At 65.6% G+C, this 16229-nt stretch carries 14 protein-coding genes; 10 read left to right on the forward strand and 4 right to left on the reverse strand.

Features of this window, described 5'->3' with window-relative positions:
• Positions 1-224: 224 nt before the first annotated feature.
• From fabG to phaZ, 3 genes are read left to right on the forward strand one after another with little or no spacing between them, the layout of a single operon-like run.
• A complete protein-coding gene (fabG, locus tag ON44_RS21030) occupies positions 225-1064 on the forward strand; it encodes a 3-oxoacyl-ACP reductase FabG (RefSeq protein ID WP_040692644.1) in 840 nt (279 codons plus the stop codon).
• A gap of 40 nt (positions 1065-1104) precedes the next feature.
• On the forward strand, positions 1105-2829 hold the full coding sequence (locus ON44_RS21035; protein ID WP_051182259.1) for a PHA/PHB synthase family protein: 1725 nt from the start codon (positions 1105-1107) through the stop codon (positions 2827-2829).
• Positions 2813-3673 carry a poly(3-hydroxyalkanoate) depolymerase gene (gene phaZ, locus ON44_RS21040; protein WP_051182260.1) on the forward strand — a complete coding sequence of 287 codons (861 nt, stop codon included), beginning with the start codon at positions 2813-2815 and terminating at the stop codon, positions 3671-3673. Before ON44_RS21035 ends, phaZ begins: the two co-directional genes overlap by 17 nt.
• A gap of 11 nt (positions 3674-3684) precedes the next feature.
• Here the strand turns inward: phaZ and ON44_RS21045 are convergent, their stop codons facing one another.
• Positions 3685-5292 carry an MDR family MFS transporter gene (locus tag ON44_RS21045; protein ID WP_040692647.1) on the reverse strand — a complete coding sequence of 536 codons (1608 nt, stop codon included), beginning with the start codon at positions 5290-5292 and terminating at the stop codon, positions 3685-3687.
• Complete coding sequence (locus tag ON44_RS21050) at positions 5289-5921, reverse strand: TetR/AcrR family transcriptional regulator (protein ID WP_051182261.1); 633 nt, start codon at positions 5919-5921, stop codon at positions 5289-5291. Before ON44_RS21050 ends, ON44_RS21045 begins: the two co-directional genes overlap by 4 nt.
• 362 nt (positions 5922-6283) lie before the next feature.
• Between ON44_RS21050 and ON44_RS21055 the strand changes: the two genes are divergently transcribed.
• On the forward strand, positions 6284-7153 hold the full coding sequence (locus ON44_RS21055) for an AfsR/SARP family transcriptional regulator (RefSeq protein ID WP_157187237.1): 870 nt from the start codon (positions 6284-6286) through the stop codon (positions 7151-7153).
• Here the strand turns inward: ON44_RS21055 and accC are convergent.
• Entirely contained in the window at positions 7087-8499 is a 1413-nt protein-coding gene (accC, locus tag ON44_RS21060; protein WP_051182263.1) for an acetyl-CoA carboxylase biotin carboxylase subunit, read from the reverse strand. The two genes, ON44_RS21055 and accC, sit on opposite strands and share 67 nt — an antisense overlap.
• A 16-nt stretch (positions 8500-8515) precedes the next feature.
• Positions 8516-10207: an acetyl-CoA carboxylase carboxyl transferase subunit gene (locus ON44_RS21065; RefSeq protein ID WP_040692649.1), complete on the reverse strand. Its 1692-nt coding sequence runs from the start codon at positions 10205-10207 to the stop codon at positions 8516-8518.
• A 167-nt stretch (positions 10208-10374) separates the two neighbouring features.
• On the opposite strand from ON44_RS21065, the gene ON44_RS21070 reads away from it, so the two are divergent.
• Genes ON44_RS21070 through ON44_RS21095 form a run of 6 tightly spaced genes read left to right on the forward strand, consistent with a single transcriptional unit; the run spans position 10375 to position 16227 of the window.
• Entirely contained in the window at positions 10375-11643 is a 1269-nt protein-coding gene (locus ON44_RS21070; RefSeq protein ID WP_040692652.1) for a beta-ketoacyl-[acyl-carrier-protein] synthase family protein, read from the forward strand.
• Positions 11640-12857 carry a ketosynthase chain-length factor gene (locus ON44_RS21075; RefSeq protein ID WP_040692654.1) on the forward strand — a complete coding sequence of 406 codons (1218 nt, stop codon included), beginning with the start codon at positions 11640-11642 and terminating at the stop codon, positions 12855-12857. The genes ON44_RS21070 and ON44_RS21075 overlap by 4 nt, the downstream gene beginning before the upstream one ends.
• 10 nt (positions 12858-12867) lie before the next feature.
• Positions 12868-13113: an acyl carrier protein gene (locus ON44_RS21080; RefSeq protein ID WP_040692656.1), complete on the forward strand. Its 246-nt coding sequence runs from the start codon at positions 12868-12870 to the stop codon at positions 13111-13113.
• Complete coding sequence (locus tag ON44_RS21085) at positions 13110-14048, forward strand: aromatase/cyclase (RefSeq protein WP_040692659.1); 939 nt, start codon at positions 13110-13112, stop codon at positions 14046-14048. Before ON44_RS21080 ends, ON44_RS21085 begins: the two co-directional genes overlap by 4 nt.
• Positions 14045-14980: an MBL fold metallo-hydrolase gene (locus tag ON44_RS21090; protein WP_051182264.1), complete on the forward strand. Its 936-nt coding sequence runs from the start codon at positions 14045-14047 to the stop codon at positions 14978-14980. The genes ON44_RS21085 and ON44_RS21090 overlap by 4 nt, the downstream gene beginning before the upstream one ends.
• Positions 14968-16227, forward strand: a complete 1260-nt coding sequence (locus ON44_RS21095) for an FAD-dependent oxidoreductase (RefSeq protein WP_051182265.1) — start codon at positions 14968-14970, stop codon at positions 16225-16227. Before ON44_RS21090 ends, ON44_RS21095 begins: the two co-directional genes overlap by 13 nt.
• The last annotated feature ends 2 nt before the right edge of the window (positions 16228-16229 follow it).

Genomic DNA, 16229 nt, shown 5'->3' on the forward strand with positions numbered 1-16229 from the left:
GGAATTGTCCATGAACCTTTCGGCACTCCCCATATCTCCACACCACCCGCGACCCGTACGAACCGAGCATCACCGACGATCCGCACGCCCTGTCTCCGCGTGCCAATGAATTCTCCGGTTCTCGTCTCCAGAAGACGATGATCCGGGCCCAATTCCATATGACAGTTATTTCAGCCGGCAACGACGCGGCGCACAGAATTCGAAACACCCAGAAAGCGTCAAGAATGACCACTTCGTACGTTCAACAAATCCCCGAGCTCGGGCTCGGCACCGGAAAACTCACCGGCCGCGTCGCCTTCGTGACCGGCGGCACCCGCGGTATCGGCGCCGCGACCGCCCGCAGCCTCGCCGGTCAGGGCGCCACAGTGGCCGTCGGCTACAGCCGCAACCAGGACAGCGCCGACTGTTTCGTCGCGAACCTCACCGAGCAGACCCGCGCGCACGGTGCCGGAGCTTCGGCCCATCAGGGCGATATCGGCTCCGCCGCCGACTGTCGCCGAACCATTGCCGAGGTGATCGAAACTCATGGGCGACTCGACATTCTGGTCAATAACGCGGGTATCACCATGGACAAGACGGTGTCCGCGATGACCGAGGAGGATTGGTACTCCGTGCTCGACGTGAACCTGTCCGGCGCATTCTTCCTCTCGCAGGCCGCGCTTGCGCACATGGTCGAGCGGGGGTCCGGGCGCATCGTCAATGTGTCCTCCGTGATCGGTGAGACCGGCAATATCGGCCAGGCCAACTACGCCGCCTCCAAGTCCGGTCTCTTCGGGCTGACCAAGACCCTGGCCAAGGAGGCCGCCTACCAGCTCGCCGAATCCGGCATGCGCACCGACTACGGCACCGGCATCACGGTCAATGCCGTGACGCCCGGCCTGATCGCCACCGAGATGACCGCCCGCGTTCCAGAGAAGGTGATGACCAAGCTCACCAGCCAGATCCCGGTGGGACGGGTCGGTCGCCCCGAGGAGATCGCCAGGGTCGTGCACTTCCTGGCCGCCGACGCCTCCGCCTTCATCACCGGCCAGGTATGGAGCGTCAACGGCGGCATGGACATGTGACCCCACGCACCGTCGAACTACCTACCCCGGAGAAGCCATCGTGACGAATACCGTTGAAACCGAACGCAATTACCCACCCGCCACCGCCCGCTGCGCGGACGAGCTCGCCGCTCCGCTCGATCTGCTCCTGCTCGACCCGGCCCTCGGCCTGCGCCGCCGCATGACGCCGAACACCTCCTGGGCGCATATGGCCGCCATTCTGGCCCGCAAGCCGGGCACCATTGCCGAGCGCGGCCAGTCGCTGGTCAAGGAGCTCGGCACTATCGCCCGCGGCGACTCCACCCGTGAACCGGCGAAGTACGACAAGCGCTTTGCCGATCCGGCGTGGCAACAGAATCCGATGCTGCACCGCATCGTGCAGGCCTACCTCGCCGCATCTGAGACCGCCGAAACGCTGTACAAGGACGCCGATCTGGACTGGCGTGACGCCGAGCGAATGAAAATCGTCCTCGACAATGTGATCGAGGGCGCTTCGCCGAGTAACAATCCGCTGCTCAGCCCGCTGGGCTGGAAGGCACTCATCGATACCGGCGGACTGAGCGCGGTGCGCGGCCTGCGCCGATTCCTGCGCGATATCGCGGTTCAGCCGCGAGTTCCCACGATGGTCGAGCCGGATGCCTTCGCGGTCGGCGAGACGATCGCGGCCACGCCGGGCGCGGTCGTCCTGAAAACGCGGATGTTCGAGTTGATCCAGTACACCCCGCAGACACCGATGGTGCAGACCGTTCCGCTGCTGATGGTGCCGCCGGTCATCAACAAGTTCTATGTCATGGATATCGCACCCGGCCGCAGCATGATCGAGTATTTCCTGCGGCAGGGCCAGCAGGTCTTCGCGATCTCGTGGCGCAATCCGCGTGCCCGGCACCGTGATTGGGGATTCGACAACTATGGCGCCGCCATTGTCGAGGCGCTCGACGCGGTGCGGCGGATCGCGGGCACCGAGCGCACCCATCTGATGGCGAGCTGTTCCGGCGGCATCCTCGCGGCCATGGTCGCCGCGCATCTCACCGATATCGGCGAGGCCGATCGGCTGGCCAGCCTGACGCTCGCGGTGACCGTGCTCGATCAGTCCAAGGCGGGTTTCGCCGCGGCGGCGCTCGCGGAGAAGGAGGCGCACAGGGCGATCAGGATGTCCGCGCGCAAGGGCTATCTCGACGGACGCGCACTGGCCGAGGTGTTCGCGTGGCTGCGGCCGACGGATCTGATCTGGCGGTATTGGGTGAACAACTACGTCCAGGGGCGCGCGCCCGCGGCGTTCGACGTGCTGTTCTGGAATGCGGACACCACGCGAATGACCGCGGCTCTGCACCACGATATGGTGCTGCTCGGCCTGCACAATTCGCTGACCGAGCCCGGTGCGGTGAGCATGCTGCACTCGCCGGTGGATCTGTCGAAGGTGACCGTGGATTCGTATGTGATCGGCGGCATCGCCGACCACATCAGCCCGTGGCAGGCCACCTATCGCAGCGCGCGGTTACTGGGCAGCGCACAGCAGCGGTACGTGCTCTCGACCAGCGGGCATATCGCCGCGCTGGTCAATCCGCCCGGAAATCCCAAGGCGTCCTACCGATTCGGGCCCGCCGATACCGAGAGTCCCACCGAATGGCTGGAAACCGCGGAGCGGGCCGCGGATTCCTGGTGGCCCGATTATGCCGCCTGGCTCGCCGAGCGCGGCGGACCGGAAAAGGCCGCGCCGCAACAGCTCGGCACCGACGGCCTGCCACCTGTGGGTCCCGCGCCGGGCACGTATGTCCACGAGCACTGAAAACGTGGGAGGTGCCGAGGGGATCACCGCCACTGCCGGGGACCACATCGTCTCCGTATTCGGCCAACGGATCCGGGTGCGTACCCGGCCGGGACAGGGCGTGCCGCTGGTGCTGTGCAACGGTATCGGCGCCGGGCTCGAGGTGCTCGCGCCGCTGGTCGAGCGGCTCGACCTCGATATTCCCGTCGTACGTTTCGATGTGCCCGGCACCGGCGAGTCACCGCATTCCGCACTCCCCTACGGGTTTCCGTATCTGGCATGGTTGCTCGGCCGCGTCCTCGACAAGCTCGGCATCGACCGCGTCGATCTGCTCGGCCTGTCGTGGGGCGGTGCGGTGGCACAACAATTCGCTCTGCAGAACCCGCGCCGATGTCGCAGGCTGGTCCTGGTATCGACGGCGACCGGCGTACTGATGGTGCCCGCCCACCCGCGGGTACTGGTCAAGATGGCCACACCGCGCCGGTTCCGAGATCCGGAGTACGCCGCCGAGATCGCAGCGAGCATCTACGGCGGCACGGCGCGCACCGACCCCGAACCGGTCGCCGAATTGTTCCATCGGCAGGTGCACGCGGGATCCCGGCGCGGCTACCTATATCAGCTGCTCGCGGGTTCGATGTGGACCAGTCTGCCCGCGCTGTGGGCGATCCGGCAGCCCACGCTCATTATCGCGGGCACCGACGACCCGATAATCCCGGTCGCCAACGCCCGCGTCATGCATCGAATGCTGCCGCATTCGACACTGCACCTACATCCGGGCGGCCATGTGGACGTCGTCATCGACGCGGCCGCATTCGGTCCGGTGATCAGCGGATTTCTCCGAGCACACCGAGAAACTATGACATGACCAGCCGGGCCTCAGCGTTCGGAAACGAGCTCCGGTTTCGCGTCGCGATCCTCCTCTTCGGCCATGACCGCCTCGCCGCGGGCGACCATGCCCGCTTCATCGGCGAGCTTCAAATGGGGAATGAACAGCGCTAGTACGAAGGCGATTACCGCGCCTGGGATCAGGTACCAGAAGCCGGGGACCAAGGCGTCCACGTAGGCGCCGACGATGGCGTCATGTAGGCCGTCGGGTAGATGCTTGACCACCGAGGGCACCAACGCGCCCGGATCCAGCTTCGCCGCTGCGGCTTCGGGCCCGTGGGAGACGAAGACATCGGTGAGGCCCTCGGTCAAACGGTTGGTGAAGATGGAGCCGAAAATCGCCACGCCCAGTGCGCCGCCCATTTCGCGGAAATAGTTGTTGGCGCTGGTGGCGGTGCCGATTTGGTCGGGGGCCACGGCGTTCTGGACGACCAGGACGATGATCTGCATGATCAGGCCGAGGCCCGCACCCATGACGAACAGCATGGCGGAGACGACCCACATCGGGGTGTCCGCGTCCAGGCGGGTCAACCAGAGCATGTCCACGAACATCAACACCGCGCCGAGGGGCGGATAGAGCTTGTAGCGGCCGGTTTTGGTGATCATCGTCATCGAGGCGATCAATGCGATCATCAGACCGACCATCATCGGAATCAGCAGCAGACCCGATACCGAAGCCGAAGCGCCCGTTGCCATTTGGAGATAGGTCGGGATGAAGGCGAGGGCGGCGAACATCACCAGGCCGACCACGAAGCCGATCGCGGAGGTCAGCACGAAGGTGCGATTGCGGAACAACCACAGCGGCAGCATCGGCTCCTCCGCGCGCGCCTCCACCAACACGAAGGCAGCGACCACCACGACGAACGCCGCGATCATGGTGACCATAACCGTTGAGCCCCAAGCGTATTGCTTGCCGCCCCAGTCGGTGATCAGGATAAGCAGCGTGGTCGCGGCCGACATCAACACCACACCGAGATAGTCGGGCCGGGTCTTGGGCCGGTGGCTGGGGATGCTCAAGTAGCGGAAGGCGATGAACAGTGCGGCAATTCCGATCGGCACATTGATCCAGAAGCACCAGCGCCAGCCGAGATGGTCGGCGAAGAAGCCGCCGAGCAGCGGCCCCGCGACCGAGGTGATGCCGAAGACCGCGCCCATCGGGGCCATATATTTGCCGCGATCCTTGGCGGGCACCACATCGGCGATAATGGCCTGCGCCAGAATCATCAGACCACCACCGCCGACGCCCTGCAGGCCACGGAAGGTGATGAACTCCCAGAAACTCGTCGACGCCGCGGCGCCGATGGAGGCCACTGTGAAGATCGTGATGGCGAACAGGAACGGCCAGCGCCGCCCGAACAGATCGCCGAATTTGCCGTAGATCGGCATCATGATGGTGGTCGCGAGCAGATATGACGTTGCGGTCCAAGCCATATGGGAGATGCCGCCCAGATCGCCGACGATGGTCGGCATCGCGGTCCCGACGATGGTCTGGTCCAGGCTGGCCAGGAACATCCCCGCGATCAGTGCGCCGAAGATGAGCCAGATCCGCTTCTGGGTCAGGACAATCGGCGCGGGCGGCGATTCAGCCGTGATGGTCATCGCTTGCGTCTCTCTTTCTTGCCGTCATGCTGTTCGAACAGCCGCGCTGCCATTGCGCAGTGTTCGCGTACTGCCGCCGCCAGCGACACAGTCGGATCTCCGGCCGTGGTCATCGCTGCCCGCGTGGTGATGGTCGTCATGAATCCCGCTGCCAGACCGGCGAATTCGGGCGATACGGCACTGCCGAGCCGAGCCGAGAGCAGGTCGATCATCACGCTCTGCAAGCGGGCACCCGAGGCGACGAAGGCCGCGAGCACCCGCGGCTCGGTCTTGATGATCTCGGTAACCAGCGCGATGCCCTCGCGCACCTCGGTTTCGGATTCGAAGCCGTGCACGAACAACCAGGTGAGATCGTCCATCAGCACGCCACTCGGCCCGCCCGCGATGAACTGCTCGCGCAACTCCGGTGTGCCGATCTCGCCGATCGGACCGACTACCGCATCCATTTTCGTCTCGTAGTAGTTGAAGAACGTGCGGGGCGAGACCCCGACCGCTCTCGCGATGTCCTCGACGGTCGTCGCGTCCAGCCCGTGCTCGAGCGCGAGCCGCCGTGCGGCGAGACAGAGATCGAGCTCGGTCTGGCGCTTCTTCTGCTCGCGCAACCCGATCGGGCGCTCGTCCTTGGACATGTCCGCCAAAGTAGCACAAACTGCAATTTTTCAGAAACTGCAAGTTCGAGCGCATACGACTTCGCAGCCGAGAGACCCCGGCCCGGACAGCTCCGAGCGCGAACATTCCGCCGCCCATTCGGAAGCGAATCGCCGGCTACGCGCAACCCGAGTGAGCGTCGTCCCACGAATTAGCCCGATGTGCGAATCTCCTTGGCAGGAAGGAGAATTAGCGCACCTCCCCGAGCCGAGTTAACTCCGATATAACTCAAGATTCATCGACTTGATACCGGATTTTAGATAGTGTTGATACTGCCTACAGCGAGGTGGGATTTCGAGAACTCACGTCGGTCGGGGGGATAACGCCCGTAGGAGAACTCCAGGTGAAGTATCCAGTGTGCGCTCGCGTGTTAGGTCCATTGACGCTTGCTCTCAATAACCACAACGCAACGCCGACAGCACAGAAACAACGCCAACTGCTCGCCTTACTACTCGTCAGACACGACACCGTAGTTCCGGTAACAACGCTGGTCGAAGAGTTATGGAACGACGATCCACCACGCAGCGCCGTCACCGTCGTGCAGACCTATGTACTGGGAATTCGAAAGAAGATGGCCGAGCAGCTCGGCATCGGGCAGGCCGAGGTGGCCGAACGATTTCTCCGGACACGCAGCAAGGGGTATTCGTTCGACGTCAAGGACTGCGTCTTCGATTTGCGCGACTATCAGAGCATGTCCGAGGCCGCGCGCTGTGCCGCCAAGGCAGGCGACGACTATCGCGCGGTAGATCTGTTCACCGCCGCGGAGGCGCTGTGGAGCGGTCCGGCGCTGGTCGACGTGGAGGGCGGTATCCCGCTCGCCGCGGAGATCTCGCATTTGGATCACCTGCGGCTGACCAATATCGAGCTGCGCGTGGAGGCCGAGCTGCGGCTCGGTCGATATCGCGAAGTCTGCCCTGACCTGGCCCGACTCACCATGCAGCACCCGCTGCACGAGCGGCTGCAGGCGTATTACATGTTCGCACTGAGTCGTGCGGGCCAGCGCGCCCGCGCGCTGGAGTCCTACCAGCAGTTCAGCAGGTCGATGCAGCGCGAGCTCGGCCTCGATCCCTGCCAGAAGCTGCAGAAATTGCATCGGGATATCCTCGCCGCCTCCGATGTATCGGTCAGTGCCATGCTCAACAGCCGTCACGCGGGATACCTGATCGGCTGGTATTCCGCCGAATTCCGCGCGGCTCGAGCAGAACCCGCCTGATCCGCCCGCAATAACTCGTCCACCAGCGCGGTCGAATGCGTCGCCGACCGCATGGCCGGGTGGTCGAGTACTTCCCGCAGAAAATCCCGGGTCGTCTCGACGCGCGTACCCGAAATCCGGAATTCGGCCAGGGCTCGCCGCATGCGCGCGAGCGCCTGGTCCCGGTCCGGCGCCCATACGATCAGTTTGGCAAGTAACGAATCGTAGTGCGGTGGGATCGAATATCCGGCGTGCACATGCGTATCGACACGAACGAACGGACCACCGGGGGGTGTGAATTCGGCCACAATTCCGGGTGCCGGTGCGAATTCGGCAGCCGGGTACTCGGCATTGATGCGGCATTCAATCGCCGCACCGCGCAGGAAAATATCGCGCTGCGCGATGGTGAGCGATTGCCCGGCCGCAATATGAATCTGTTCAGCGACCAAATCGATACCGGTAACCATTTCGGTCACCGGATGTTCGACCTGGATTCGGCAGTTCACCTCCATAAAATAATAATTCCCCTGCCGATCCACCAGAAATTCCACGGTTCCGGCGCCGACGTACCCGGCTTCCAGCACCCCGTCCACCGCGGATTTGCCCATCCGCGCCGCGAGACCCTCCGGCAGCCGCGGCGCGGGTGACTCCTCGATGAGCTTCTGATGCCTGCGCTGCACCGAGCAATCGCGCTCACCGAGGTGCACACCGTTGCCGTAGCCATCGCACAACACCTGGATCTCGACGTGCCGGGCGCCCTCGAGGTACTTCTCCAGATAGACTCGACTGTCCCCGAACAACATTCGCGCGGTCGCCCGCGTCTCCTGATAGGCGCGTGGGAACGCCGCACTGTCGCGTACCACCTGCATCCCGCGCCCGCCGCCACCCGCGGCGGCCTTGATGATCACCGGGTACCCGATCGAGTCGGCCAGTGCGTGCGCATCCTCGGGTTCGAGCGGATCCAGACTGCCCGGCAGCAGTGGTAGCCCCGCCTTGGCCATCAGGGTGCGTGCCGACTGCTTGTCGCCGAGCTGGGCCATCACATCGGCGGGCGGACCGATCAGGGTGACACCCGCCGCGCGGCAGGCATCCGCGAAATCCGGTGATTCCGAAAGGAATCCGTAGCCGGGATGGATCGCATCGGCGCCGGTTGTCTCGGCCGCGGCGAGTACGGCGGCCGCATTGAGATAGCTGCGTTTGGCCGCGGCAGGCCCGATCTGCACCGATTCGTCGGCAAACTGCACGACGGCCGACTCCGCGTCGGCGACCGAATGTACCGCTACGGTGCGCACCCCGAGTTCTCGGCAGGTGCGCGCGACCCGCAGCGCGATCTCGCCGCGATTGGCGATAAGAATCTTCTCGAACATGGTGTCCCGCACTCTCCTACGCCACCGACCGAACCGGAACCTGCTGCCGCGCACCGAACCGGCGGAACCGGGCGCGCCGCTCGGCGGCGAGGTCTTCGCCACCGCGACCGGTCAACTCGCGCAGACTCGCCGCCAGCGCACGGTGCAGTTGGTTCGCCGCCGCCAGCGGTGCCGCACCCACATCGTCGCCGGGTTCGGGCAGCACCGCATCCACGATGCCGAGCCGCAGCAGGTCACCGGCCGTAAGTGACAGCGCGGCAGCGGCTTTCGGTGCTGCGGCCGGATCGTTCCATACGATGGCCGCGCATCCTTCCGGACTGATCACCGAATATGTACCGTTGGCGAACATCAGCACCCGATTGGCGACGCCGAGCGCCAACGCGCCACCGCTGCCGCCCTCCCCGATCACCACGCTGATCACCGGCACCCGCAGCGCGGACATCAGCCGGATATTCTCCGCGATCACGACCGCCTGCCCCTGCTCCTCGGCGGTCGCGCCGGGATAAGCGCCGGGCGTGTCGATCAACGTGATCACCGGCAGCCCGAGCTTTTCGGCGAAACGCATGAGCCGTGCGGACTTTCGGTATCCCGCCGGAGTCGGCATACCGAAGTTGCGCGCCATCAACTCCTTCGGCTCATGCCCCTTCTGATGTCCGATCACCACGACCGGCTGGTCACCGAGCCAGGCGGTACCGCCGACGATGGCCGGGCAGTCCCCCGAGATGCGGTCCCCGCGCAACTCCTGGAAGCCGTCGAAGGCCAGGGCGACGTAATCGAGCGCGGTCGGTCTGCTCGGCGTGCGCGCCCGCCGAACCTGCGCCCAGGGATCGCTGTCGGGAACCCGAGCCGGGTCGGTGATGGTTCCCGCGTCCAATTCGGTCACCGCATCGCCGGTCGGATCGACCGGACCGGCCACTCGCAGCAGGGACCCGAGTGCCTGGCGCAATCCGGCGCGCGGCACGATCATATCGATCAGCCCACGCTCCAACAGGAATTCGGCGGTCTGGAACTTCGGCGGCAGCTCCTGACGGATCGTCTGTTCGATCACCCGGCGACCAGCGAAGCCCAGCCGCGCCCCCGGTTCGGCGATCAGCACATCCGACAGCGTGGCGAACGACGCCGCGACCCCGCCGTAGGTCGGATCGGTGATCAGTGTGATGGTGAGGATGCCCGCGCGGTCCAGCTGTTCCAGCGCCGCACTGGTTTTCGCCATCTGCATCAGCGACAGCGGTCCCTCCTGCATTCGTGCGCCACCCGAGGCGGTGACGATGAGCAGCGGAATCCGTTCGGCGAGCGCGGTTTCCGCGGCCGCGGTGATCATCTCGCCGACCGCGGTGCCCAGACTGCCACCGAGGAACCGGAAATCCATGGCCGCGATGATCACCGGATTGCCGTCGATAGCCGCGAACGCGCACAGCACGGCATCGTGCATGCCGGTGCGCGCCCGTGCGGCGGCGAGCCGGTCCGGATAGGGCTTGGTATCGGTGAAGGTCAGCGGATCGTCGTCGGTGGGGATGACGGCGAGCGGTTCGAAGCGGCCCTCGTCGGCGAGCTGGGCGATGCGCTGCTCGGCGGTGATCGGGGTATGTCTGCCGCATTCGCCGCACACACCGAGGTCGCGGGCGAATCGCTTGCCGTACAGCGGAATCAGACAGGCCGGGCAGAGTACCCAGTCCGCGGCACCGTCCAGGCCGTGTGCTGACTTCATCACGCGTGTCTCCTGTGCTCGGGGAAGATGCGACCCAGCCTGCGCGCACCCGCTAGAGAACAGCTCGACTCCGGCGCTCGAGTCAGGTTCGAGGACCGCCTTCGATGCTTGACCCCACGATCGAAGGGAGATAACGCCATGAACCCCAACGCATCCGGTGGTGCGGTATGAGCCGCCGCGTTGTCGTCACCGGACTAGGTGTCCGCGCGCCCGGCGGTTCGGGTAAGGACGAATTCTGGAAACTGCTGTCCGAGGGCCGTACCGCGACGCGCCGGATTTCATTCTTCGACCCCACGCCCTACCGGTCCCAGGTGGCGGGCGAGGCCGATTTCGACCCGATTCAGGAAGGGTTGTCGCCCAGGGAAATTCGCCGCATGGATCGGGCGGTGCAGTTCGCCGTGGTGTGCGGACGGGAGGCGGTGGCCGATAGCGGCATCGATATCGGATCGCTGGATCCGCACCGGCTCGGCGTCAGCCTCGGCAGCGCGGTCGCCGCGGCGACCAGCCTGGAGCAGGAATATCTGGTGCTGTCGGATTCCGGTAAGAACTGGCTGGTCGACGAGACCTACCTGTCCCCGCACATGTTCGACTACATGGTGCCGAGCGTAATGCCCGCCGAGGTGGCCTGGAGTGTGGGCGCGGAAGGGCCGGTCGCCATGGTCTCCAACGGCTGCACCTCCGGGTTGGATTCGGTCGGCCACGCCGTGCAGTTGATCCGCGAGGGTTCGGCCGATGTGATGCTGGCCGGCGCGGCGGATACCCCGATCACGCCGATCGTGGTGGCCTGCTTCGATGCGATCAAGGCCACCACCTCCCGCAATGACGATGCCGAACACGCCTCCCGGCCGTTCGACAACTCGCGCAACGGCTTCGTGCTCGCGGAGGGGGCGGCGATGTTCGTGCTGGAGGAGTACGAGAGCGCGCGCAAGCGGGGCGCGCGTATCTACGCCGAGATCACCGGCTACGCCACGCGCTGCAATGCCTACCACATGACCGGCCTCAAGGCCGACGGCCGGGAGATGGCCGAGGCGATCCGGGTCGCACTGGACGAATCGCGCATCGACCCCACCGGCGTGGATTACATCAACGCGCACGGTTCGGGCACCCGGCAGAACGATCGGCACGAGACCGCCGCCGTAAAGCGCAGTCTCGGCCGGCACGCCTACGCGACGCCGATGAGCTCCATCAAATCGATGGTCGGCCACTCGCTGGGCGCCATCGGTTCGGTCGAGATCGCCGCCTCCCTGCTTGCGCTGGAATACCAGGTCGTGCCGCCGACGGCGAATCTGCACGAAGCCGACCCGGAGTGCGATCTGGACTATGTGCCGCTCACCGCGCGCCAGCACCGGATGAACAGCGTGCTCACCGTCGGTAGCGGATTCGGTGGCTTCCAGAGCGCGATGGTGTTGCGTAAACCCGAGGCGGTGGCGGCATGATCCTGGTTACCGGTATGGGCGTGCTCGCGCCGAACGGCCTCGGCGTCGAGCGCTTCTGGGAAGCGGTGTTGGATGGCCGCAGTGGTATCGCGCCGCTGACCCGGTTCGACACCAACCGCAGCACCGCGCGATTGGCCGGACAGGTCGCCGATTTCGATGCGGCCGAACATCTGCCGAGCCGATTGCTGCCGCAGACCGATATTTCGACGCGGATGGCATTGGTGGCCGCGCAGTGGGCCCTGGACGACGCCAAGGTCGATACGGCGGCACTGACCGACTACGACATGGGCGTGGTCACCGGAAATGCCTCCGGCGGTTTCGAATTCACCCATCGGGAGTTCAATAAGCTGTGGTCGCGCGGTTCCGAGCATGTGAGCGTCTACGAGTCGTTCGCCTGGTTCTACGCGGTGAATACCGGGCAGATCTCGATCCGGCACGGTATGCGCGGGCCGAGCAGTGCGCTGGTCGCCGAACAGGCGGGCGGTCTGGACGCGGTCGGGCACGCCCGACGGACGGTCAACCGCGGCACCCCGCTGGTGGTCACCGGCGGTGTGGATTCCGCGCTCGATCCCTGGGGCTGGGCCTCACATCTGGCCAGCGGCGAGGTCAGCACGTCGGACGCGCCGGAGCGTGCCTATCTGCCCTTCGACACCGCCGCCGCCGGATATGTGCCGGGTGAGGGCGGTGCGATGCTGGTGGTCGAGGACGCCACGGCGGCCCGTGCCCGCGGCGTTCCGAAGGTGCACGGCGAAATCGCCGGGTACGCTTCGACATTCGATCCGGCACCGGATTCGGGAAGACCCTCGGGTCTGCGCCGCGCCGCGGAACTCGCACTCGCCGACGCCGGTATGGGACCGGGCGATATCGATATCGTCTTCGCCGATGCGGCGGGCGTGCCCGACCGCGATCGGGACGAGGCGGCGGCCATCGAGGCCATCTTCGGTGCCGGCGGCGTCCCGGTCACGGCGTCGAAACCGCTGACCGGACGGCTGTTCTCGGGCGCGGGCCCGCTCGACATCGTGACCGCACTGCTGTCCATTCGCGATTCGGTGATTCCGCCGACCGCCTACACCACCGCCCTCGCCGAGGACTACCGGATCGATCTGGTACTCGGCGCACCGCGGCCCGCCACCGTCGGCGGCGCCCTCGTCCTGGCCCGTGGCCGTTGGGGTTTCAACTCCGCGGTCGTCGTGCGTGCTGTCGACCAAACCTAGGGAGCCGATCATGACCATGACCATCACCGAATTACGCAGGATCCTCGTGGAATGCGCGGGCGGCGACGATATCGCCGAAGATATCGCCGGACTCGACTTCGAACAGCTCGGCTACGACTCCCTGGCGCTCATCGAGACGGCCTCGCGGATCCAACGCGATTTCGGCGTGCTGATCCCGGAGGAACAGCTCATCGATGTCAAGACGCCGCAGGAGCTGGTCGATATCGTCAATAGCCAATTGCGCGGTGCGGCATGAATACACAGGTGATGAGCCACAGCAAGGTGGTGCAGGCGCCGCCAGAGGTCGTCTACGGCCTGGTCGCGGATGTGACCAAATGGCCGGTGATCTTCGCACCGAGCGTGCTGGTGCGTCATCTGCACCGCGGACCCGATGAGGAGCGGTTCCGGTTGTGGGCCACCGTCAATGGTGAGGTGAAGAATTGGACTTCCCGGCGGGTGCTCGATGCGGCGCAACGGCGCATCGTCTTCGAACAGGAGCGCAGTCAGGCGCCGATCGCGTCCATGAGCGGTGGCTGGTCGTTCCGCCAAATCGATCCCGGCACAACGAAGGTCACCCTCGACCACCGCTTCACTGTGGTGGACGGCGCCGATCCGGATCTGGTGGCGGGCGCGGTGGATCGCAATAGCGAGACCGAGTTGGCCGCATTGGCTCGTATCGCAGAGCTGGGACATCCGGTCGACGAGGTGGTGCACACCTTCGAAGACGCTGTCCCGCTCGATATCGCGGCGGCCGAGGCGTACGACTTCATCTACCACAGCGAGCGCTGGCCCGAACACGTTCCGCATGTCGGCAGGATCGAACTCGACGAGGACGCCGATGGTGTGCAACTGATGGAGATGGACACCGTTACCGCGGGCGGTATTCCGCACACCACCAAATCGGTGCGCGTCTGCGTCACCGACGAGCGCATCGATTACAAGCAGCTGCTGCCGCCTGCCATGCTCTTCGGGCACAGCGGCGCATGGGAATTCGCGGATGGTCCGGACGGCGCGGTGGTGACGGCACGGCACACCGTTGCGATCGATCCGGTCGCCGCCCGCGAAATCCTCGGGGCCGATACCGATCTCGCCGATGCGCGCGCATATCTCACCGAAGCGCTGTCGACCAACAGCCGCAATACCCTGCTGTGCGCGGTTCGGTATGCCGAGTCCGTGAAGTCACCGACATGACCGCCACCGAACTACCGAGGGTGGCCGGGGGCCCGGTCGTGCGCGAAATCGCCGACCGGGTCTACGCGTACACGCACAGTCGAGGCGGCTGGTGTGTCAGCAATGCGGGCGTGCTGGCGGGGCCGGACGGCGCGGTGGTGATCGATACGCTGGCGACCGAGGGACGCACCCGCGCGCTGGTCGAATTCGTCGACGACCTCGATATCGGTCCGGCCAGAACGATTGTCAACACCCACCATCACGGCGACCACAATTTCGGCAATCACCTCTTCGGGCCCACCGCCGTCGTCATCGGCCACGATCGGATCCGGCCGGAGATGATCGAGACCGGACTCGCGCTGACCGAACTGTGGCCGCAGGTGCAGTGGGGCGATGTGCGAGTAACCCTGCCCAGCATCACCTTCAGCAGCCGCGTGACCCTGCATATCGGCGAACGGCGCGTCGAACTGATCCACCTCGGACCGGCCGCGCACACCACCAATGATGTGGTGGCGTGGCTGCCCGAGGAGAAGGTGCTCTTCGCCGGAGATCTGGTGATGTCGGGGGCAGCACCGTTCTGCCTGATGGGATCGGTCAGCGGGTCGATAAACGCGATCAGCAGGCTCGCCGAACTTGGCGCGGAAACTGTGGTGTCCGGGCACGGTCCGGTGACCGGACCCGAGATCTTCGAGCAGACACTGCGATATCTGCGGTGGGTGCAGGAGCTGGCCGCCGAAGGCCGCTCCCTCGGACTCACCCCGCTGGCCGTCGCGCTCGAGGCCGATCACGGTGAATTCGCCGATCTGGTCGACGAAGAGCGCATAGTCGGCAATCTGTACCGCGCCGATGCGGAATGGGCGGGCGGTCCGATCGGCGAGCCGCTGGATGTGCTGTCGATTTTCGGCGAGATGATCGTGTACAACCACGGGCGGGTGCCGACATGTCTGGCGTGACAACCGAATCGGTGCGGGTCTGCGTGGTCGGCGGCGGACCGGCGGGGCTGATGACCGGTCTACTGCTCGCCCGATCGGGCGTGGAAGTGCTCGTGTTGGAAAAGCATCCGGACTTCCTGCGCGACTTCCGCGGTGACACCGTGCATCCATCCACTCTCCGGGCGATCGACGAACTCGGACTGGCCACCGAATTCCTCGCGCTACCGCACGTCGAACTGCCACAGCTGCCGATGGCCACCGCGAGTGGGCCGGTGATCTTCGCCGACTTCCGTTCGCTCCCAGGCGGTTTCCCGTTCGTGGCATTCATGCCGCAGTGGGATGTGCTGAACTTCCTTGCCGAGGCCGGTGGGCGGTATCCGGGCTTCCGCTTGATCCAGCGGGCCGAGGTCACCGAACTCATCCAGGAGCACGACACCGTGGTCGGCGCACGGGTACGCACACCCGAGGGAACTCTCGAGGTCCGGTCCCAGTTGGTGATCGCCGCGGATGGACGCAATTCGATTGTGCGCGGCGGCCTGCTCGAGGTCGCGGCCAGCGCGGCGCCGATGGACGTACTGTGGTTCCGGGTCAGCAAACCCGACGGCGAGCGGCTGCCGACCGTGCGCAGCGGCAATGGCTTCTTCATCGTCTGCATCGACCGCGGCGACTACCTGCAGGTCGCCTACATGATCCCGAAGGGCGGATTCGCGACCGTCAAGGCCGCCGGACTCGCCGACTTCCGTGCCGACCTCGCCGCGATCTATCCGAGCCTCACCGAGCATCTGGCGGCCGAGATCCGCACCTGGGATGACGTGAAACCTCTTGATGTGCGGGTGGATCGGTTACGGCGCTGGTACCGGCCCGGTCTGCTCGCGATCGGCGATGCGGCCCATGCCATGTCGCCCGCGGGCGGTGTCGGCATCAATCTCGCGGTACAGGACGCGATCGCGACCGCCCGGCTGCTCGCGCCCATCCTCGGCACGGGTGCTCGACCGAGCGTCGCACAATTGCGCGCCGTGCAGAGTAGGCGCGAATTCCCCATGCGTGTAGTCCAATTCGCGCAGCTGCGGCTGCTGTCGGATCTCTATCCGAATGCCGGACGACCGGGCACCGACAAGCCACTGCTGGTACGCCTGCTGCGGCGCTTTCCCCGCCTACCCCGGTTGGTGGCGCGGGTGATCGGGCTCGGCATCCGGCCCGAACACGTGCCACCGGCAGCCGATATCGCCGGAACCGTCACTGCCCTAACGAAATTCAGGGAGAACTGATC

The organism is Nocardia vinacea NBRC 16497 (assembly GCF_000308835.1).
Lineage (GTDB): Bacteria > Actinomycetota > Actinomycetes > Mycobacteriales > Mycobacteriaceae > Nocardia > Nocardia vinacea.

Bases quoted from the DNA above. Each gene is read 5' to 3' on its own strand.
- accC (WP_051182263.1), bottom strand. From the start codon at position 8,499: ATGTTCGAGAAGATTCTTATCGCCAATCGCGGCGAGATCGCGCTGCGG.
- ON44_RS21090 (WP_051182264.1), top strand. From the start codon at position 14,045: ATGACCGCCACCGAACTACCGAGGGTGGCCGGGGGCCCGGTCGTGCGC.
- phaZ (WP_051182260.1), top strand. From the start codon at position 2,813: ATGTCCACGAGCACTGAAAACGTGGGAGGTGCCGAGGGGATCACCGCC.
- ON44_RS21085 (WP_040692659.1), top strand. From the start codon at position 13,110: ATGAATACACAGGTGATGAGCCACAGCAAGGTGGTGCAGGCGCCGCCA.
- ON44_RS21050 (WP_051182261.1), bottom strand. From the start codon at position 5,921: ATGTCCAAGGACGAGCGCCCGATCGGGTTGCGCGAGCAGAAGAAGCGC.
- ON44_RS21045 (WP_040692647.1), bottom strand. From the start codon at position 5,292: ATGACCATCACGGCTGAATCGCCGCCCGCGCCGATTGTCCTGACCCAG.
- ON44_RS21065 (WP_040692649.1), bottom strand. From the start codon at position 10,207: ATGAAGTCAGCACACGGCCTGGACGGTGCCGCGGACTGGGTACTCTGC.
- fabG (WP_040692644.1), top strand. From the start codon at position 225: ATGACCACTTCGTACGTTCAACAAATCCCCGAGCTCGGGCTCGGCACC.
- ON44_RS21070 (WP_040692652.1), top strand. From the start codon at position 10,375: ATGAGCCGCCGCGTTGTCGTCACCGGACTAGGTGTCCGCGCGCCCGGC.
- ON44_RS21080 (WP_040692656.1), top strand. From the start codon at position 12,868: ATGACCATGACCATCACCGAATTACGCAGGATCCTCGTGGAATGCGCG.
- ON44_RS21075 (WP_040692654.1), top strand. From the start codon at position 11,640: ATGATCCTGGTTACCGGTATGGGCGTGCTCGCGCCGAACGGCCTCGGC.
- ON44_RS21095 (WP_051182265.1), top strand. From the start codon at position 14,968: ATGTCTGGCGTGACAACCGAATCGGTGCGGGTCTGCGTGGTCGGCGGC.